The organism is Rubritalea sp., assembly GCF_039830215.1.
GTDB lineage: Bacteria > Verrucomicrobiota > Verrucomicrobiia > Verrucomicrobiales > Akkermansiaceae > Rubritalea.
The window spans coordinates 1-15,623 of the sequence record NZ_JBDOPO010000067.1 but is presented as its reverse complement, the minus strand read 5'-3'; the positions used below and the strand labels follow the sequence as shown (position 1 = coordinate 15,623).

General features: G+C 49.7%; 15 protein-coding genes. 5 read left to right on the top strand and 10 right to left on the bottom strand.

Translation table 11 applies throughout. The features are described from left to right. The 6 genes from fusA to ABGY95_RS01980 form a co-directional block, all read right to left on the bottom strand. A partial coding sequence (fusA, locus tag ABGY95_RS02005; protein WP_347440007.1) for an elongation factor G occupies positions 1 to 1,515 on the bottom strand: 1,515 nt, incomplete at its 3' end. A gap of 39 nt (positions 1,516 to 1,554) precedes the next feature. Next, positions 1,555 to 2,028 (bottom strand): 30S ribosomal protein S7, encoded by a 474-nt coding sequence (gene rpsG / locus ABGY95_RS02000; protein WP_347440006.1) that lies wholly within the window; start codon positions 2,026 to 2,028, stop codon positions 1,555 to 1,557. 46 nt (positions 2,029 to 2,074) lie between these two features. After that, positions 2,075 to 2,449: a 30S ribosomal protein S12 gene (gene rpsL, locus ABGY95_RS01995; RefSeq protein WP_347440005.1), complete on the bottom strand. Its 375-nt coding sequence runs from the start codon at positions 2,447 to 2,449 to the stop codon at positions 2,075 to 2,077. 276 nt (positions 2,450 to 2,725) lie between these two features. Next, on the bottom strand, positions 2,726 to 4,246 hold the full coding sequence (locus tag ABGY95_RS01990; protein ID WP_347440004.1) for a serine/threonine-protein kinase: 1,521 nt from the start codon (positions 4,244 to 4,246) through the stop codon (positions 2,726 to 2,728). A 54-nt stretch (positions 4,247 to 4,300) separates the two neighbouring features. Beyond that, a complete protein-coding gene (locus ABGY95_RS01985) occupies positions 4,301 to 5,008 on the bottom strand; it encodes a sigma-70 family RNA polymerase sigma factor (RefSeq protein WP_347440003.1) in 708 nt (235 codons plus the stop codon). Between the two features lie 18 nt (positions 5,009 to 5,026). Continuing rightward, positions 5,027 to 6,316 (bottom strand): NfeD family protein, encoded by a 1,290-nt coding sequence (locus ABGY95_RS01980; RefSeq protein ID WP_347440002.1) that lies wholly within the window; start codon positions 6,314 to 6,316, stop codon positions 5,027 to 5,029. 275 nt (positions 6,317 to 6,591) lie between these two features. Between ABGY95_RS01980 and ABGY95_RS01975 the strand changes: the two genes are divergently transcribed. Further along, positions 6,592 to 7,215, top strand: coding sequence for a class I SAM-dependent methyltransferase (locus ABGY95_RS01975; protein ID WP_347440001.1), 624 nt, complete (start codon positions 6,592 to 6,594; stop codon positions 7,213 to 7,215). Between the two features lie 238 nt (positions 7,216 to 7,453). On the opposite strand, the gene ABGY95_RS01970 is transcribed toward ABGY95_RS01975, so the two are convergent. Continuing rightward, positions 7,454 to 8,191 (bottom strand): sulfite exporter TauE/SafE family protein, encoded by a 738-nt coding sequence (locus ABGY95_RS01970; RefSeq protein WP_347440000.1) that lies wholly within the window; start codon positions 8,189 to 8,191, stop codon positions 7,454 to 7,456. Then, positions 8,192 to 9,577, bottom strand: a complete 1,386-nt coding sequence (locus tag ABGY95_RS01965; protein ID WP_347439999.1) for a dicarboxylate/amino acid:cation symporter — start codon at positions 9,575 to 9,577, stop codon at positions 8,192 to 8,194. Between the two features lie 206 nt (positions 9,578 to 9,783). On the opposite strand from ABGY95_RS01965, the gene ABGY95_RS01960 reads away from it, so the two are divergent. The 4 genes from ABGY95_RS01960 to ABGY95_RS01945 all read left to right on the top strand — a co-directional run bounded on the left by ABGY95_RS01960 (position 9,784) and on the right by ABGY95_RS01945 (position 14,217). Then, positions 9,784 to 11,097, top strand: coding sequence for a glutamate--tRNA ligase family protein (locus tag ABGY95_RS01960; protein WP_347439997.1), 1,314 nt, complete (start codon positions 9,784 to 9,786; stop codon positions 11,095 to 11,097). A 377-nt stretch (positions 11,098 to 11,474) separates the two neighbouring features. Continuing rightward, complete coding sequence (locus ABGY95_RS01955; protein WP_347439996.1) at positions 11,475 to 12,077, top strand: N-acetylmuramoyl-L-alanine amidase; 603 nt, start codon at positions 11,475 to 11,477, stop codon at positions 12,075 to 12,077. A 370-nt stretch (positions 12,078 to 12,447) separates the two neighbouring features. Beyond that, entirely contained in the window at positions 12,448 to 13,884 is a 1,437-nt protein-coding gene (locus ABGY95_RS01950; protein WP_347439995.1) for a family 10 glycosylhydrolase, read from the top strand. Positions 13,885 to 14,022: 138 nt separating this feature from the next. Beyond that, positions 14,023 to 14,217, top strand: coding sequence for a hypothetical protein (locus tag ABGY95_RS01945; protein ID WP_347439994.1), 195 nt, complete (start codon positions 14,023 to 14,025; stop codon positions 14,215 to 14,217). 359 nt (positions 14,218 to 14,576) lie between these two features. Here ABGY95_RS01945 and pyrE read toward each other — a convergent pair whose 3' ends face one another. Together pyrE and ABGY95_RS01935 are read right to left on the bottom strand one after the other, a co-directional pair. Further along, positions 14,577 to 15,146, bottom strand: a complete 570-nt coding sequence (gene pyrE, locus ABGY95_RS01940; RefSeq protein ID WP_347439993.1) for an orotate phosphoribosyltransferase — start codon at positions 15,144 to 15,146, stop codon at positions 14,577 to 14,579. 258 nt (positions 15,147 to 15,404) lie between these two features. Further along, on the bottom strand, positions 15,405 to 15,623 hold a 219-nt coding region (locus ABGY95_RS01935), incomplete at its 5' end, for a transposase (RefSeq protein WP_347439992.1).

Sequence of the window (15,623 nt, the reverse complement as noted above, 5' to 3'; positions counted from 1 at the left end):
GTAAGCGATTTGCGGGGTACCTGTTCTTGCGTCCACTTTGAACTCGCGCTTGAGTCGATCGACAATCACCTCGAGGTGAAGTTCACCCATACCAGCGATAATGCACTGACCAGTATCTTCGTCAGTTTTCACTATAAATGTAGGATCTTCTTCTTGGAGACGCGCAAGACCTAGCCCCATTTTATCCTGATCAGCCTTAGTGCGGGGTTCAACGGCCATTGCAATAACGGGCTCAGGGAATGTTGGTGGTTCAAGGAGTATATCAAACTTCTTGGCACACAGAGTGTCGCCAGTAGTCACATTCTTAATTCCAACAAAAGCAGCGATATCACCTGAATAGCAGGTTTCAATCTCGATATGCTTGTCTGCCTGCATTTGGATAAGACGCGAAACTCGCTCCTGTTTGCCAGTGCGCGGGTTAAGAACCATGTCTCCCTTAGAAACCGTACCTGAGTAGACACGGAAAAAGACGAGCTTGCCAACAAATTTATCAGCCCAGAGCTTAAACGCTAAGGAACAGAATGGTGCATTGTCGTCAGCGGTTGCCAGAACAACGGCGTTCTCGTCATCTACTTTTTGACCTTGGGCTGGAACAACATCGACTGGACTCGGTAAGTAGTCAATCACTGCATCCACCAGAAACTGAACACCTTTATTCTTAAAGGCTGAACCACCAGAAACTGGAATAAATTTATTCGCTATCGTAAGACGGCGAATCGCAGACTTGAGATCTGCATTTGTAATTTCCTCTTCCATGAGGAACATCTCACCAAGAACATCATCGAGATCAGCTACCACCTCGAGGAGTTCTTCACGTGCTGTTTCAGCTATGAGTTGCAACTCACCATCGAGATCTTCGATAGTGAATGTGGAACCAATCTTATCATCATCCGAATAGATGACTGCTTTTTGATTAACCACATCAATTTGGCCACGAAGGTCATCTTCGGAGCCGATAGGGATCAAGACGGCCGCGGCAGTAGCGTCAAGCTTCTCACGCACATCCTTTAGGACATTGTTGAAGTCTGCACCAGTGCGGTCCATTTTGTTCACAAATACGATACGAGGTACGTCATATTTATTGGCTTGTCGCCAGACTGTCTCAGTCTGTGGCTGAACGCCTGCGACACCGCAAAATACAACGACCGCGCCATCGAGTACACGAAGAGAGCGCTCCACCTCAGCGGTAAAGTCGACGTGACCTGGAGTATCGATGATATTGACTCGCTGCTTTTCGTCTTGGAAAAGCTTCGTAATACCATTGTTGGGTTTTTGAACCCACTCACAAGTCACCGCTGCTGAGGTGATTGTAATCCCACGTTCACGCTCTTGCTCCATGTGGTCGGTTGTGGCAGCACCATCGTGCACCTCACCGATTTTGTGAATCATGCCTGTGTAGAAGAGGATTCGTTCAGTAAGAGTCGTCTTACCCGCATCAATATGCGCCGCAATACCGATGTTGCGCGTTTGCAACAAGGGGTATGGACGGTCTACAGAATTGAGATTAGATGACATTCGGAAAGAATTACGTTACTTCTACAGTATCTACTTCAATTAGAAGCGGAAGTGAGCGAATGCACGGTTGGCTTGAGCCATCTTGTGCATATCGTCGCGCTTGCGCACTGCAGCACCAGTATTGTTGGCTGCGTCTTTGATCTCGTTACCGAGAGCTTTGTGCATAGGAACCCCTTTTTTGTTGCGGGCGAATGTTACGATCCAACGCATAGCGAGAGACTCGGAACGATCAGGAGCAACCTCGAGAGGCACCTGGTAAGTAGCACCACCAACACGGCGGGATTTAACCTCAACGCGAGGCTTTGAGTTTTCGATTGCGCGAGTGATGACCTCAAGAGGATCAACAGTGTCAACACCTTCGTTTGCTGCTTCGATTGCGTTGTATACGATACGCTCAGCAATTGAGCGCTTACCGTCCTGCATCACCTTAGCAATGAGGGTACCTACGAGCTGGCTATCGTAACGTGCATCGCGACGATCTTTTTTAGCGTGAACTTTTCTACGGCGTGCCATAATGAAATTTCAGTTAGTTATTTAGATTGATTGAATTGAAGTAGAATTACTTCTTAGGACGCTTAGCACCATACTTAGAGCGGGACTGCTTACGATCTGTGACACCGAGGGTATCAAGAGCTCCGCGAACGATGTGGTAACGAACACCAGGAAGATCCTTCACTCGACCACCGCGAACGAGGACGATTGAGTGCTCCTGAAGGTTGTGACCTTCACCACCGATGTATGCCATTACTTCCTTACCGTTGGTAAGACGTACTTTGGCCACCTTACGGAGGGCTGAGTTAGGCTTCTTTGGCGTACGCGTCATTACCTGAAGGCAGACTCCACGGCGCTGTGGGCAGGAATTGAGAGCACGTGACTTTGACTGCTCTACTGGTGTTTTACGTCCTTTACGGACGAGCTGATTAATAGTCGGCATTGTATACTATTTGTTAATTTCTCGATGAAAATGGCTTAAACTATATATTTCAAGACACTTTGTGGGGCGGCGACTCTATTCAGCAAATACGATCTGGCAAGCCCTATTTTGGGTAAAATCATCTATTATTTGATGACTAGCGAATCCTCACAACCCGCTGCATTTCACTAAGCTGAAACGCGTCGTTAGATATATATTTAATAAATCTTAAAGACTATAGCTCCACCCGCGGCACCAATTGAGCCGCAGCTATGAAATCGCTCTAAAACAAAGAAATTATTTTAGTTTTATGCGCAATTGACTGAAAAGCACTTGCGCACCATCCACGCCGAGCGCGATCTTACCCTCTTCAGTTCGGCGCCACTTTCTCTGTATTTGTTCCTCAATCACACCGAGATTCCACACGGCCCACATATGGCCATCAACACTTGCAATAATCTCTGAATCAGTAACATCGATCACCACACGATAGCACGCACCCAGTTGAAGATTATGGATTCTCCGCTCAGCTACCCCACGATTTCCCCCCCCTAGCTCTGGAATCTGGACCGAGTTTTGGCCTAGACTCACAGAAAGCAAACCGACTGAGCTCGGGACCATTAGCACGATGTCTCCATCACCGGATACCCGCGTGAAGGCGTACTCTACTGAATAGGATCCCGTTGGTTGGGTATTTAACTGAATCAGGGTTCCGGGTTTATCGTTGGATATAAGCGTCCCATCAGCATTCCACCACTGACCGCTCCGTGTCGCGTCACGCACATCGAGCCCCTTTGTCAGATCCACCCACACTCCAACCTCACGCCCCACCGACAATGGCGCAGTAGCCAAAATAGGACTAGAGGTTAAAGTTTCATCTTCATTTTTATCACGCATCTCTCTAGCGACAAACATAGCCAATATACCAAGACACATAACACCTGCCAAACCTGAATAGATTCCACTGCTTGCATCGCGCACCTTTCGGCCACGGAGTTGTTTGTAAATTTTCTTTAACTGCAGTGCCACATTAGAGGCCGATGCTGGGCGCTTTTCTGGATCGCGCTGAAGACAACGCATCACAAGCTTCTCTAAATCCTTAGGCGCACCATATTTACCAAGTGGCTCGAATGCCCCTCTCGGGGTTACCCCTGCAACCATTTCATAGAGAAGCACCCCCACACTATAGATATCAGCACGCGCATCAACGTCTCCCCCATTGGATTGCTCCGGTGACATATAATCGACAGTTCCGATCGCAGTTCCTGTCATAGTCAACGCCGTATTATTATCAGCAGAAGTCTCCTTCGACACACCAAAGTCCGTCACCTTCACTGATCCATCGATACCAAGCAAAACATTAGCAGGTTTGATATCGCGGTGGATCACCCCTAGGGAGTGCACAGCGGAAAGACCATTACAAACTTTCACCGCTATGCGGATAGCCTCCTTAAGTGTTAATCGATTACATTCATAAATACGTTTCTGTAGATCTTCACCATTCACATACTCGAGAACTAAGTAAGGAGTGCCATCAGTCAACACGTCGCCATCGTGAATCCCCAGTACATTCGGATGTTCTAGCTGAGCCATCAGGCGTCCCTCACGCTTCAATCTCTCAATAAACAAATCTTGGTCAATCCCCCTCGCGCTGAAAACTTTCAGAGCAACCACACGCCCCAATCCGTGGTGCATCGCCTTATAAACTGTGCCCATGCCACCGCGCCCTAGCACCCCTAGCACATCAAACCCCGGAAGGTCTGGATCAGCAGTGGTCCCCACGCCATCAAGCTTCTCAGTCAATGCCCACGCAAGCATCTTTTGCGCCTCTGATTTTTCTAATGACCCATCTCCCATCACAAAAGCAGAAAACTAATCACTGAGGATACCGATTAGGTAGCGCAGTTCACGGTCAGGGTCCTCACCTTCACCGATAGTTTCCACTATCTCAGCTCGCAGCATTTCACCAAACCTCTTGCGCAAGCGATGCACTCCCACCTTTACCGCTGAAAGCGAAATATCCAGTCGGTCAGCAACGCTTTGATACCCTTCTTCTAACTCACCAGTCAAACTATCGGCCAAGGCTTTGTAAAGCTCAGACTTACCTTCACTCGCGTACTTCTTCTGAAGTTGTTCGCGCGCGCTTTCCACCACAATGATTGCCCAGCGCTTATCAAAGCTCGCGGTTGGGTCTGTAGCTTCACTATCAGCCCAGCGCTCCTCTTCCGCCGCAATATCCGTGGTATCCACCTTGCCGTCGCCACGCTTCAAAGCGACGCTCTTGACGTGCTCGTCTCGTAGATAACGTTTAAATGCGGTAAGCAAGAAGGTGCGCATTTTTCCCTTATCCTTATCGGCAGCAGCAAACAATGCCTTCTCAATCCCTTTAGCTAGAAACCCCTGCACCACATCTTCGGCATCTTCCATACTACGCCCGTAGCCTCGAGCGAACGCATAGAGAGGCCTCCAATACATACTACATAGAGTATTAAGAGCCTCCTGCGCATCCACTGCGTTTGCCTCCTTAATACGCTGAACCAATGTCCAGCGCGTGGCCTGAAATGAGCTATTCCCCTGCATTCCTTATACAAGCAGACATCACCCAACCAGATCCACTAAAATCCTCATTCCATCAGCAGAAACTACCTGCACAGCCGTATTCGGCTCCACAAAACCATGTTGTGATGTCACTTCATACACAGAATCTCCAATCTTAACCCGCCCAGCAGGACGCAACTGAGTCACAGCGATACCTTGCTTCCCGACCAACTCGGAATTGCAATTTTCCTCACCAGTTCCAGGAGGCAAAGTCTTGCTCACAGATAACGAACTATACATCGGCAGGGACGGCATGTAACGCATGGTTAAAATACTCCCCAGAACAGCCACTGCTAGCCCTATAGTCATATAAATAATAGGATAGCCGACTAGAGCGCTAAAGCTAATCAACCCGTATTGAGTATCTTTAAAACTATCCAGCATATCCACATCCACCATCGCTAATACCAGGGCCACGCCCATCATCACTACCCCCACAGTTCCAGCCACAAAGGTTCCCGGAATCACCCAAAATTCTAAAATAACCAGAATCCCCCCCGCTATAAACAATACAAACAACCAAGAACCTGAAACATTGCCATCCAAGTTATTGCCTACAAAAAACAAAGCGAAGGCAACCAGTGCAACCAAACCAAAAATGCCCACCCCAGGAGTTTTAAACTCCATAAATAAAGCGAGTAACCCCACACTAATCAACATCGGTGAGACGAATCCTACCCAAGATGCGAACGCATCAAAACCTCTGGGCTCAGCACGCACAGCCTCGACACCCTCCATCCCCTCAGCAGCGAGCACCGCAGCGAGATCATCGCATATTCCATCCGCCAGCAGCGGCTTTCCCTCGTGCTCCAACACAGCCTCATCGGCTACCAAATTGAGTAATTCCCCCTTTGGAACCTTCACCTCGCCCTCGGCAAACTCATATTCTTGCTCGCGGAACATCATAGCCTTCATCACCTCCGCATTCCGACCCTTTTCCTTAGCCACTATTTTCACATAGGAAGAAAACAGAGACTCGATCTTCGAGCGCATCACAGGATCAATGGTGCCACCGCTACCAGAGACTATCCCAGTAGAACCAATCGTACCGCGTGGGTGCATGTAAATTTTGTCACAGCCGAAAGCTATCATCGACCCCGCGCTGGTTGCCTCTGGGTTGACAAAGGCAATCGACGGAATCGTCAGGTCAGGCATCACCCGCGTGATCAAGTCCGCAGTCTCGCCAGCGTAGCCACCTGGAGTATCAATATCGAAAATAATAGCACGCGCCTTTTCATCCTGAGCTCGGCGCATCACTTTGCGCCAGTATTTGAAAGAATGCTTATTCATCAGCGAATCCTTTCCAACTTTTAAGACCACAACCTTCCCCGCATAAGTCTCACCACTTTCAGCAGACCGAACGGGGTCCGCCTTAGCATCGTCAGAAGCACTAAGAAACTGAATCCACACAAGAGCGATAAAAATCTGAAAGCAGCACTGCATACCCAATCTCTAGCACACGTGCCTCGACTCCCCAACATTTTATGCTGCTGTAACCTAAATAAACGCAGAGCTGAAACTATCCATCGTCATTTACCGTAGGCTAAGCTAAGAAACACCGACCAATGCCACTAGCCTTCTCCAACCAACACACGCAAGCCGACCTCCTCCAGCTAAAATATTTGCTGGCGCCACTACTAAGAGATCACTTCCGCTCTCAGCTATCAGAAATAAGACTACTGAACATAGCCTGCGGCAGGGCCGATGAGACCGGCACCCTAGTCGACTCGCTCACCCCTCATTGCCAACAGTTAGAAATCACCGGCATCGACATCCGCAATCGCGAAATCGGTGAGGCCAAACAACGCTGGGGAAAGATGGCGTCAGCCAAGACTCAATTCTACACCCAAGATGCCAGTCATATAGCCCACATTCACCAACTGGACGGCCCCTATGACGTCGTTTTTATCCGCCACCAAAACTACTGGAATGGCGCAGAGGCCTGGCACAGAATCTACGATAACGCACTACACCGGCTCAACGACAACGGAATCCTAGTCATCACCTCCTACTTCGACCGCGAACACCTGCAAGCAGTCCAAGCAATCAGCGCCATGGGTGGAACACTCACCACCAGCATCCGCAACCCAAAGTCGCGGATCATCAACGACGCCCCCAATAAATCGGTCGACCGCCATATTGCCATTTTCGCACGGGAAGCTGAGTCTCAGTTGATCGCGGATGAGTAATTACCCTACGAGGGTCTAACACCCCAATATACTAGATCAGCTCCACATTAAAGAGATCATAACAATGATGAGCAGCTGGATAAATACCCAGAAAACAGAACCGTAAGAGCCTTGTAGCTGATGTGTTCTTCTCTCCGCGTGAAGTGATTGGAGAGAATACTGACTAGTCTGAGCAAAATCAGAGAACCCTAGATCAGCTCAGCCTATAACTGCCCAGCTGGGGCTTGAGGCTCCAAGGCTAACTGCCACTGACTAACCTAAGTCCCGCGATCAAAGCAAAGACCACGACCATGGTCTCGAATGCTTTTTGAGGGACTTTCACTAACAGTTTCTTACCGAGCACCACTCCGAGAGCTACTAAGGGGAACATTATAAAATTCCACTTGAGGGACTCCCAACTCATCAGGCTAAGGCCTGCACTGAGGGGCAGCTTCAGCAAATTTACTAACAAAAAGAACCGAGCACCAACGCCCATCAACTCCATTTTCGGCATCCTACGTGACAGAAGGTAGAGTTGCATGATTGGCCCAGCGGCATTGGCCATCATCGTTGCCACTCCCCCACTCACACCAGCGGCAATACCAAAACTATGTGAGTGAACTAGTTTCTCAAAAAGCTCAGGTGCCCATTTTCGCAGTAACTGCATACCCACCATGCCCAAAATGATCAACCCAATCACGACGCGGACTGCTTCGTTAGAAAACGACTTCAGCCCCCAGAGGGCAAAACCAATACCGATCAATGCCGGCCACAGGAATTTCCAGACTGGCCCCCAGCCACCATATTTCCGGTATGCTGGATATACTAACAGATCAGCCATAATCAACATAGGCAAGGCCACACCGAGCGATTGCTTCGCTCCAAAATGTTCAGCCAGCAAGAAAACCGAGATCAGTGAGACCCCAGAGAATCCAGCTTTCGAAACGCCAATAAAAAATGCCGATATAGCTAGGACTATGACGAGTTCGGTGGTCATCTAGTCTTTATGTAAAAGATGCTCTTCTTCAGTTTCGATATCGTCCTCAAAGAGATGAAGGTCGCCTTGGAGGACTTTTTCCCCCTCACTCGCTCCAACAACCACAGCAGCACAGCTATCTCCAAACACATTGACTGCAGTGCGCGACATGTCAAGCAGGCGGTCAACACTAAGCAAGGCGACCACAGCAGTTTCAGCTCCATCGATGTTAGAGTTTTTCAGGATCAACAAGATAGCAACAAGACTTGCGGAAGGCACACCTGCAACCCCAATACTAGTGAGCAAGGCTGCGACAACGATCACGAATTGCGCTCCAAATGCCAGATCCACCCCCATCACCTGCGCCACAAAAATAACGGCGACACATTCGTAGAGCGCTGTGCCGTCCATATTCACCGTGGCACCGAGCGGCAAGGTGAAGCTTGAAGTACGACTGCTAACACCTGCATTTTCCTGTACACAACGCATGGTCAAAGGCAGAGTAGCTGAGGAGGATGCTGTAGAAAACGCGGTAAGCAAAGCCGTCTGCATCGCTTTAAAATGCGATAGAGGGTTGAGTCCTCCCAAGAACTTCAAAATCAATGGCAGCGTGATAAACATATGAATCGCAAGAGCTGTGAGTACGGTCCCGAAGTAACTTCCCATTTCTATAAAAATTCTCCACCCTGATTCGTAGACCACAGGAAACATTAGAGCAAACACACCAATAGGTGCCAGCATCATGATCCATTGCGTGATCAGAATCATCACATCATTGATCCCCTGAATCGCACCTTGCAAGGTACTTATGTCTCGCGACGGCAAGCGAGTCATCGCCACTCCGAACAAAATACTAAATACGATCAGACCGAGCATCTGCCCATTATCCGATGCCGCCTTGATGATGTTTGAAGGAAAAAGCTTCTTAAAAAAGTCCCAGTAGTCAGTGGCCTCCACCTTATTCGCGTTCGCTACTTTCGCCACTTGTTGGACTGAAGCTTGATCGGCACTACGGTCAAACGCTGCTCGAATTTCTTCATTAGGTTGGCCATTCACTAAGCCCGGCTCAAACATATTTACCACTGCGAGTCCCACCAAAATAGCAGACAGCGAGGTGAGTGCGTAGAAGCCTATCGTTTTGAGTCCCAATCGCCCAAATCCTTTGACTCCACCGAGAGCTCCAATTCCTGCAATGATCGAGCTCACAATTAGTGGTACGATAATCATTTTGAGCGCGCTCATGAACAGGTCACCGATAAACGAGCTCACACCAACAGCCTTCGAAGCGAAAGCGACAAAGCTAGAATCAGGGCTATAAGAGGCTGAGAAATTTCTAAAAATAACCCCTAAAAATACAGCCAAGCCGAGAGCAATGAGAATCTGCCAGTGAGCAGCGATCTTTTTCATAGAGCGCAGCCTAGCTAGCTAACAGGTTCAACACAAGCCAGCGTTCCCCCTTTCTCCCCAAAGTCCCCAGACTTTGCTAACTGACCCTTTTGACCTTCTTACACAGGCTTAAGTCAAAGGTCATACCAGATCGCGTGGTCGCGATAGCGCTGAGATTTCTACTTTTTGCGCTAGGACTTTCCGGCAGGCTCTACTAAACCACAGGCATGAGCAAACCTGTCCGCACACGCTTCGCACCTTCACCCACTGGTTACCTCCACGTTGGTGGTGCCCGTACAGCCCTTTTCAACTACCTTTTTGCCCGCAAACACGGCGGAACTTTCATCCTCCGCGTCGAAGACACCGACAAGGAGCGTAATACCGATGAAGCACGCGCTGCAATCTTTGAAGGCATGAGTTGGCTCGGTATGGACTGGGATGAAGGCCCTAATAAAGGCGGCGAATTTGGCCCGTACAACCAATCCGAGCGCATGGAGATCTACAATCGCTACTTCGAAAAACTCGTCGCAGCGGACCGCGTTTACGAAGACGCTGGCGCCTATCGCTTCCGTTTCGAGCGCAAACCAATCGTGATGAACGACCTCGTTTGCGGAGAAGTAACCGTCGATTACCGAGACGAATCGATCAACCCAGACATGGTGGTGAAACGCTCCGACGGCACGTATACCTTCCACTTCGTCAATGTTGTGGATGACATCGAAATGGGCATGACGCACGTACTTCGTGGTGAAGATCACCTGATGAACACGCCGAAGCACCTACAACTCTTTGATGCATTCGACGTGGAGCCGCCAGCGTACGCTCACATTCCTCTCATCCTCAACATGGATGGATCTAAGATGTCCAAGCGCGATCAAGGTGCAGCCATCGGCGAATACGCCACTCAGGGGTACACTAGCGAAGCGGTCTTCAATTTCCTCGCATTGCTAGGTTGGTCGCCGAAAGATGAAAATGAAATATTCTCCCCAGCCGAACTGATCGAGAAATTCACCATCGAGTCAGTCAACCGTGCTCCAGGAAAGTTCGACATTGAGAAATGCGGTTGGGTCAACCAACAACACGTTGCCAAACTTTCTGCTGAAGACTTTTCTGCTGCAGCAAAACCCTACGTCGATGCCGCTGGTATCACCACCGACAACAAGTACACCACTATCGCAGCCTCCATCCAGGAAAAGGTTCGCCTGCTCACTGAAGTTCCAGCAATGATCGCCTTCTTCTACGACGCTGAATATCCATTTGATGCGGAAACTGTCGAGAAGCTCAAAAAGAATGAAGCCGCTGCTGGACTGCTAGAAAAACTAGCTGAAGCACTTTCTGGCCTCAGCGATTGGGCTGAAGCAAAATCCACCATCGGGGCCACAGCCAAAGCTAATGGAGCCAAGCCGGGCCAACTCATGTTCCCGACACGCGTGGCACTCACTGGAGCATCCGGCGGCCCAGACCTCGGAGCCATCCTCGAGATCCTAGGCCAAGTAGAATCAGTTCGCCGTATCCAGCGCGCAGTCACTGAGCTGTCCTAGAACTCCGAGAAACAACTCATCTCACAATGCCCGCAACGCTCTCAGCTTGCGGGCATTTTTTGTGGTACCTCACTAGCGCTGCATGACGTCACGCAGCATTTACCATTGGGCTAAGCGACACACCCATCCTTAATGGTCATGGCTAGCATAGGGAGTCACGATGCTTATTGGCTCAGATAAAAGCCAAGGTTTCAGATTAGTCAACCTAGTCGGACGCCTCGGAGGGGGCGTGCCAGCCTGTGCAAGCTTGAGCCTTCACACGCACAGTATGACTTAAGACGTCTTTTATAAACTTTTCCAAATATTTTACTTATTTAAAAAACAATTTGACACCTTCCAACCATAATTTTAAAAACTTCCTTACTCCACTGCTGTTTATGCCTAAAATCTATCGATCTCTCATCTTCGCTCTTTGCTTCCTTATCGGCAATGGAATGCTCCATGCTGGAGGCTATAGAAACGTGGTGATTGATGCTGGGCATGGCGGCAAAGACAAGGGGGCTATCTGGGGAGGCGTCAGAGAATCTGATCTCAACCTCAAGGTTGCACGCAAGGTTGAAACGCTTCTTAAAGCACGCGGAATCCCAGTAACCATGACTCGCCGTAGTGACAAATGGGTCACTCTGAGCCGACGAGCACAAATTTCAAACTCTAAGCGTAATGCACTTTTCGTCAGCATTCACTTCAATGCAACCACACACAAATACGTCCATGGCGTGGAAACATACTACGCCAGCTCCAGCGGTAAGAGACTCGCGGAATCGATTCAGTCAAAGATGATTCAGAAGCTTCAGCTCAAGAATCGAAAGACTCGACTAGGCAGCCAATATGCAGTGCTCAACAAAACTACCTGCCCAGCTGTACTCGTAGAGTGTGGCTACATATCGAACTACTCGGAGCGCCAGAAGTGCAATCGCTCATGGTACCAGTCGCTCGCCGCCAGTGCGATAGTCGATGGTATTCTTGAGCATTATCAGTAGTAAGACCGTCTAGGCCACCCCTCTAACATTTAATGATCTGAACTTCGTGTGGCTCGGCAACGCTCTGCTGCGTGCGCGGCCTTATGCGCGTGGGACTGCCCGCTCATAGCTCCCCCAATCAACAAAGCTCGACCCGCCAGCTACAAACAACTGGCTTCATATCGCCAGCTTGGCCCCTCGGGGCTGCACACTGAAATCTCCCGCTACCATCTGTCTAGCCACACTTGTTCTCAAGAGTTGAGTATGGCCTCAGCATTCCAAGGACACAATAACTGGGTATGGTTAGCGTATCGAATAAATACAAATGAGTTTCTCACCCATTTTTCATTTTTCAATGGAGCTGATTAGATCTGCTTGTTAGTGCTTTTGCGTGATACGCATTTTCCTCATTTTACTCGCAGCCGTCAGCCAACTTCAAGCGCAGCACTACGCCCCTAGTAGTGAGCAACCTCCCGCATTCCCACGCGAATTTCGCGCCGCTTGGTTAGCCACTGTGTACAACATTGATTGGCCCAGTAAAAAGGGTCTCAGCGCGTCCGCGCAAAAGACTGAAATGATCGCTGTACTGGATAAAGCCAAAAGCCTCAACCTCAACGCGATCATCTTTCAGGTCCGTCCAAATGCTGATGCGCTCTACAAATCCAACCACGAGCCATGGAGCCATTGGCTGACTGGAACCATGGGCAAGTCACCAGGCTACGACCCCCTCTGCTTTTGCATCAGCGAAGCCCACGCCCGCGGGATCGAGGTCCACGCCTGGTTCAACCCATTCCGAGCTCTGCCCAATAAAGACCATCCAGTCTCGCGCGACCATGTGAGCCGCACCCACCCGCAGCACGTCAAAACCTACAAAACTTACAAATGGCTCAACCCTGCCGACTCATTCACCCAGAAGCGCGCACTCGCTGTGATCATGGATGTGGTCAAACGCTATGACATCGATGGAGTTCACCTCGATGACTATTTCTACCCTTACCCAACAGTGGTCAATGGCAGTCCGGTCCCCAACTTCCCCGATGGAAAAACCAACGCTCAGCGCCGCGGCTACGTCGATGCATTTGTCAAAAATATGTACACATCAATCAAAGCGAACAAGCCATGGGTCCGCGTCGGCATCAGCCCATTTGGCATTTGGAAACCTGGTGTCCCAGCAGGGATCGAAGCAGGGATCGACGCCTACGACCACCTTTGTGCCGACTCTAGGAAATGGCTCAAGAATGGCTGGCTCGACTATCTCTCTCCGCAGCTTTACTGGCGTGACGAACCTCGCAAGCAATCATTCAGCGCACTGCTCACATGGTGGCGTCAACAAGGAACGCGCCCTGTCTGGCCCGGCATCGCTACCGCACGGATCAAAAGCACTGATGACCCCGGCCGACCAGCCTCGGAGATCGTCAAGCAGGTCAACTACAGCCGCAGCATCGGTCGCAACTGGGCTGGCGCGATCCACTGGAGCATGAAATCACTCATGCAAAACCGTGGTGGAATCACCAATAGTCTTCAACGCGGTGCCTACGCGGTGCCAGCACTCGTCCCCCCGATGCCGTGGATTTCTAAGAATGCACCGAAGCCCCCCACACTCGGAGCGCAAAGCTCACGCGGTAATACCACAGTCAATATTGGTCGAGAATTAGGCTGCCAGAACTTTGCTGTGCAAGCCCGCTACGGGAACACTTGGCACTCCTTAGCGGTAGTTTCCCAACGCAGCATCAGCCTCAAAGGCGCACCTGACGCCATCGCTGTCTCAAGCGTTGATCGCTACGGTAATACTAGCTCCCCTCGTGTCATCAGTGTACATAAGCGCTAAAAGCGCTCTTCTACGGTTGACAAGCTCAAACATAGCAAGCAAAGGCAACGTCTTCAATGCAACTTCTAGCTTTACAACTGCTGAAAAAGATGCAGACATCATCAACCAAACTTAACTTTCGCCAAGCGCTACTTATTTATGAAGATCAAACTCTTTCTCACTTCTTCACTACTCCTACTTGGAGTATGGCTTGCAGCTGCCTACAACCACACTGTGGATATCTCCAGCTACCGCAGCACACCAGCAGTCAAAGACCTCCACGCCTCAGCCGAAGGTATTGATACAGAGACAGCAAAAGAAGAAGAAACTGAAGTGACCCTCGCGGCCCAGTAGCACACGGCCCAGTAGCAAAGAAAAAGCGCCCTAGCCTTTCAACTATTCGTTGAAAGGCTTTTTTATTGCCAAAAAGTGGGCAATCGGTTGCGTTGATTCATCTTTGGACTGGTGAGGCTCGTTTCAGCTCTCTGTGGTAGGATGGGGCTCGACACATGAGGCGCGGATCAACTATCAAATGGGCGCAGGTTTATTTGGCGATGAAAAGCTTCTAGGCCGAGATCCCCGACCGCGCGCGTCAAGCCGCGCCCTGTCCAGAGAGCGGTGTCGAGCCACAGCACTCCAGACGACGGCCGCTAAACAAAAAGCTTCCATCCATTACAGACAGAAGCTTTTGTTAAAACGGATTAGAAAGGTTACTACTCGTTGAGCAATGTGCGGCGTGAGTAGAGCGACACTACTGGGATACCTCGCGCTTCGATAGCTGAACGGCCACCTTCTTCGCGGTCGACAAGCACGAGGGCGAACTGAACCACGCCGCCAGCGGCTTCGATCACATCGATAGCCTGGATGGTTGAACCTCCAGTTGTGATCACGTCATCTACTACCACGACTCGGTCGCCGGACTTGAAGTTTCCTTCGATTTGCTTGCCGCGTCCGTGGCCCTTTGGCTCCTTGCGTATATTGAACACCTGGATCATTTCGTCAGGGTGCTCCATCGCTGATGTCATTCCGACAGCCAGAGAAATGGGATCAGCTCCCATGGTCATACCGCCAATGGCGTCGATATCGAGCCCTTCAGCGTGAATGCGCTCACGCACAGCCTGCCATCCTTCTTGTCCTATAAGACTGGCTCCAACTGGATCAAGCGCTGTCACGCGGCAGTCGATATAAAGGTCAGATTTAGCACCAGACGCGAGAGTGAACTCGCCAGTGCGCACTGACTTTTCCAATAAAATTGATTTCAATGAGTCGTAGATCTCAGACATGCCAGAAACATCATCTCACCGGTTCTAAATGTAAATAATAATTAAGTGATGATCGCTCAGGCTTTGAATGATCAGTTCTTGAGTGTATCTTGGTTCATTTTATAGCCGAGTGATTAGTGACTTTCATTTGAGGCGGCCACACCCGAATTGTAGTAGGATTGTTCCACGGTCATTTTACCGAAATCATAGTCGGCTGCGCAAGTTTTTGTCTGTAAAAGCTCATTTAGGTTAGGGTTGAAGCTGCTATTTTTTGTTGTTTTAGTTGAGAGTGAGATAGGTTTTTCCTGTTTCCCAGTCTTCTGATATGTCCATCAGAACTGCTGTAACTAGGCGCTCTAATGAGGCTTCGTTTGGAAAGAGTCCGACGACTCTAGTTCTGCGCTTAATGCAGCTATTGAGCGTCTCGCACATGTTTGAGCTTCTAAGTCGTTTTCTAAGATTACTAGCGAGGCTGAAGACAGTGAAGCCCTCTGGAAG

What these genes read in the sequence shown, in the direction of transcription:
- rpsG (WP_347440006.1), bottom strand. Translation starts at nt 2,028, where the DNA reads ATGGCACGCCGTAGAAAAGTTCACGCTAAAAAAGATCGTCGCGATGCA.
- rpsL (WP_347440005.1), bottom strand. Translation starts at nt 2,449, where the DNA reads ATGCCGACTATTAATCAGCTCGTCCGTAAAGGACGTAAAACACCAGTA.
- ABGY95_RS01990 (WP_347440004.1), bottom strand. Translation starts at nt 4,246, where the DNA reads ATGCTTGCGTGGGCATTGACTGAGAAGCTTGATGGCGTGGGGACCACT.
- ABGY95_RS01985 (WP_347440003.1), bottom strand. Translation starts at nt 5,008, where the DNA reads ATGCAGGGGAATAGCTCATTTCAGGCCACGCGCTGGACATTGGTTCAG.
- ABGY95_RS01980 (WP_347440002.1), bottom strand. Translation starts at nt 6,316, where the DNA reads ATGAATAAGCATTCTTTCAAATACTGGCGCAAAGTGATGCGCCGAGCT.
- ABGY95_RS01975 (WP_347440001.1), top strand. Translation starts at nt 6,592, where the DNA reads ATGCCACTAGCCTTCTCCAACCAACACACGCAAGCCGACCTCCTCCAG.
- ABGY95_RS01970 (WP_347440000.1), bottom strand. Translation starts at nt 8,191, where the DNA reads ATGACCACCGAACTCGTCATAGTCCTAGCTATATCGGCATTTTTTATT.
- ABGY95_RS01965 (WP_347439999.1), bottom strand. Translation starts at nt 9,577, where the DNA reads ATGAAAAAGATCGCTGCTCACTGGCAGATTCTCATTGCTCTCGGCTTG.
- ABGY95_RS01960 (WP_347439997.1), top strand. Translation starts at nt 9,784, where the DNA reads ATGAGCAAACCTGTCCGCACACGCTTCGCACCTTCACCCACTGGTTAC.
- ABGY95_RS01955 (WP_347439996.1), top strand. Translation starts at nt 11,475, where the DNA reads ATGCCTAAAATCTATCGATCTCTCATCTTCGCTCTTTGCTTCCTTATC.
- ABGY95_RS01945 (WP_347439994.1), top strand. Translation starts at nt 14,023, where the DNA reads ATGAAGATCAAACTCTTTCTCACTTCTTCACTACTCCTACTTGGAGTA.
- pyrE (WP_347439993.1), bottom strand. Translation starts at nt 15,146, where the DNA reads ATGTCTGAGATCTACGACTCATTGAAATCAATTTTATTGGAAAAGTCA.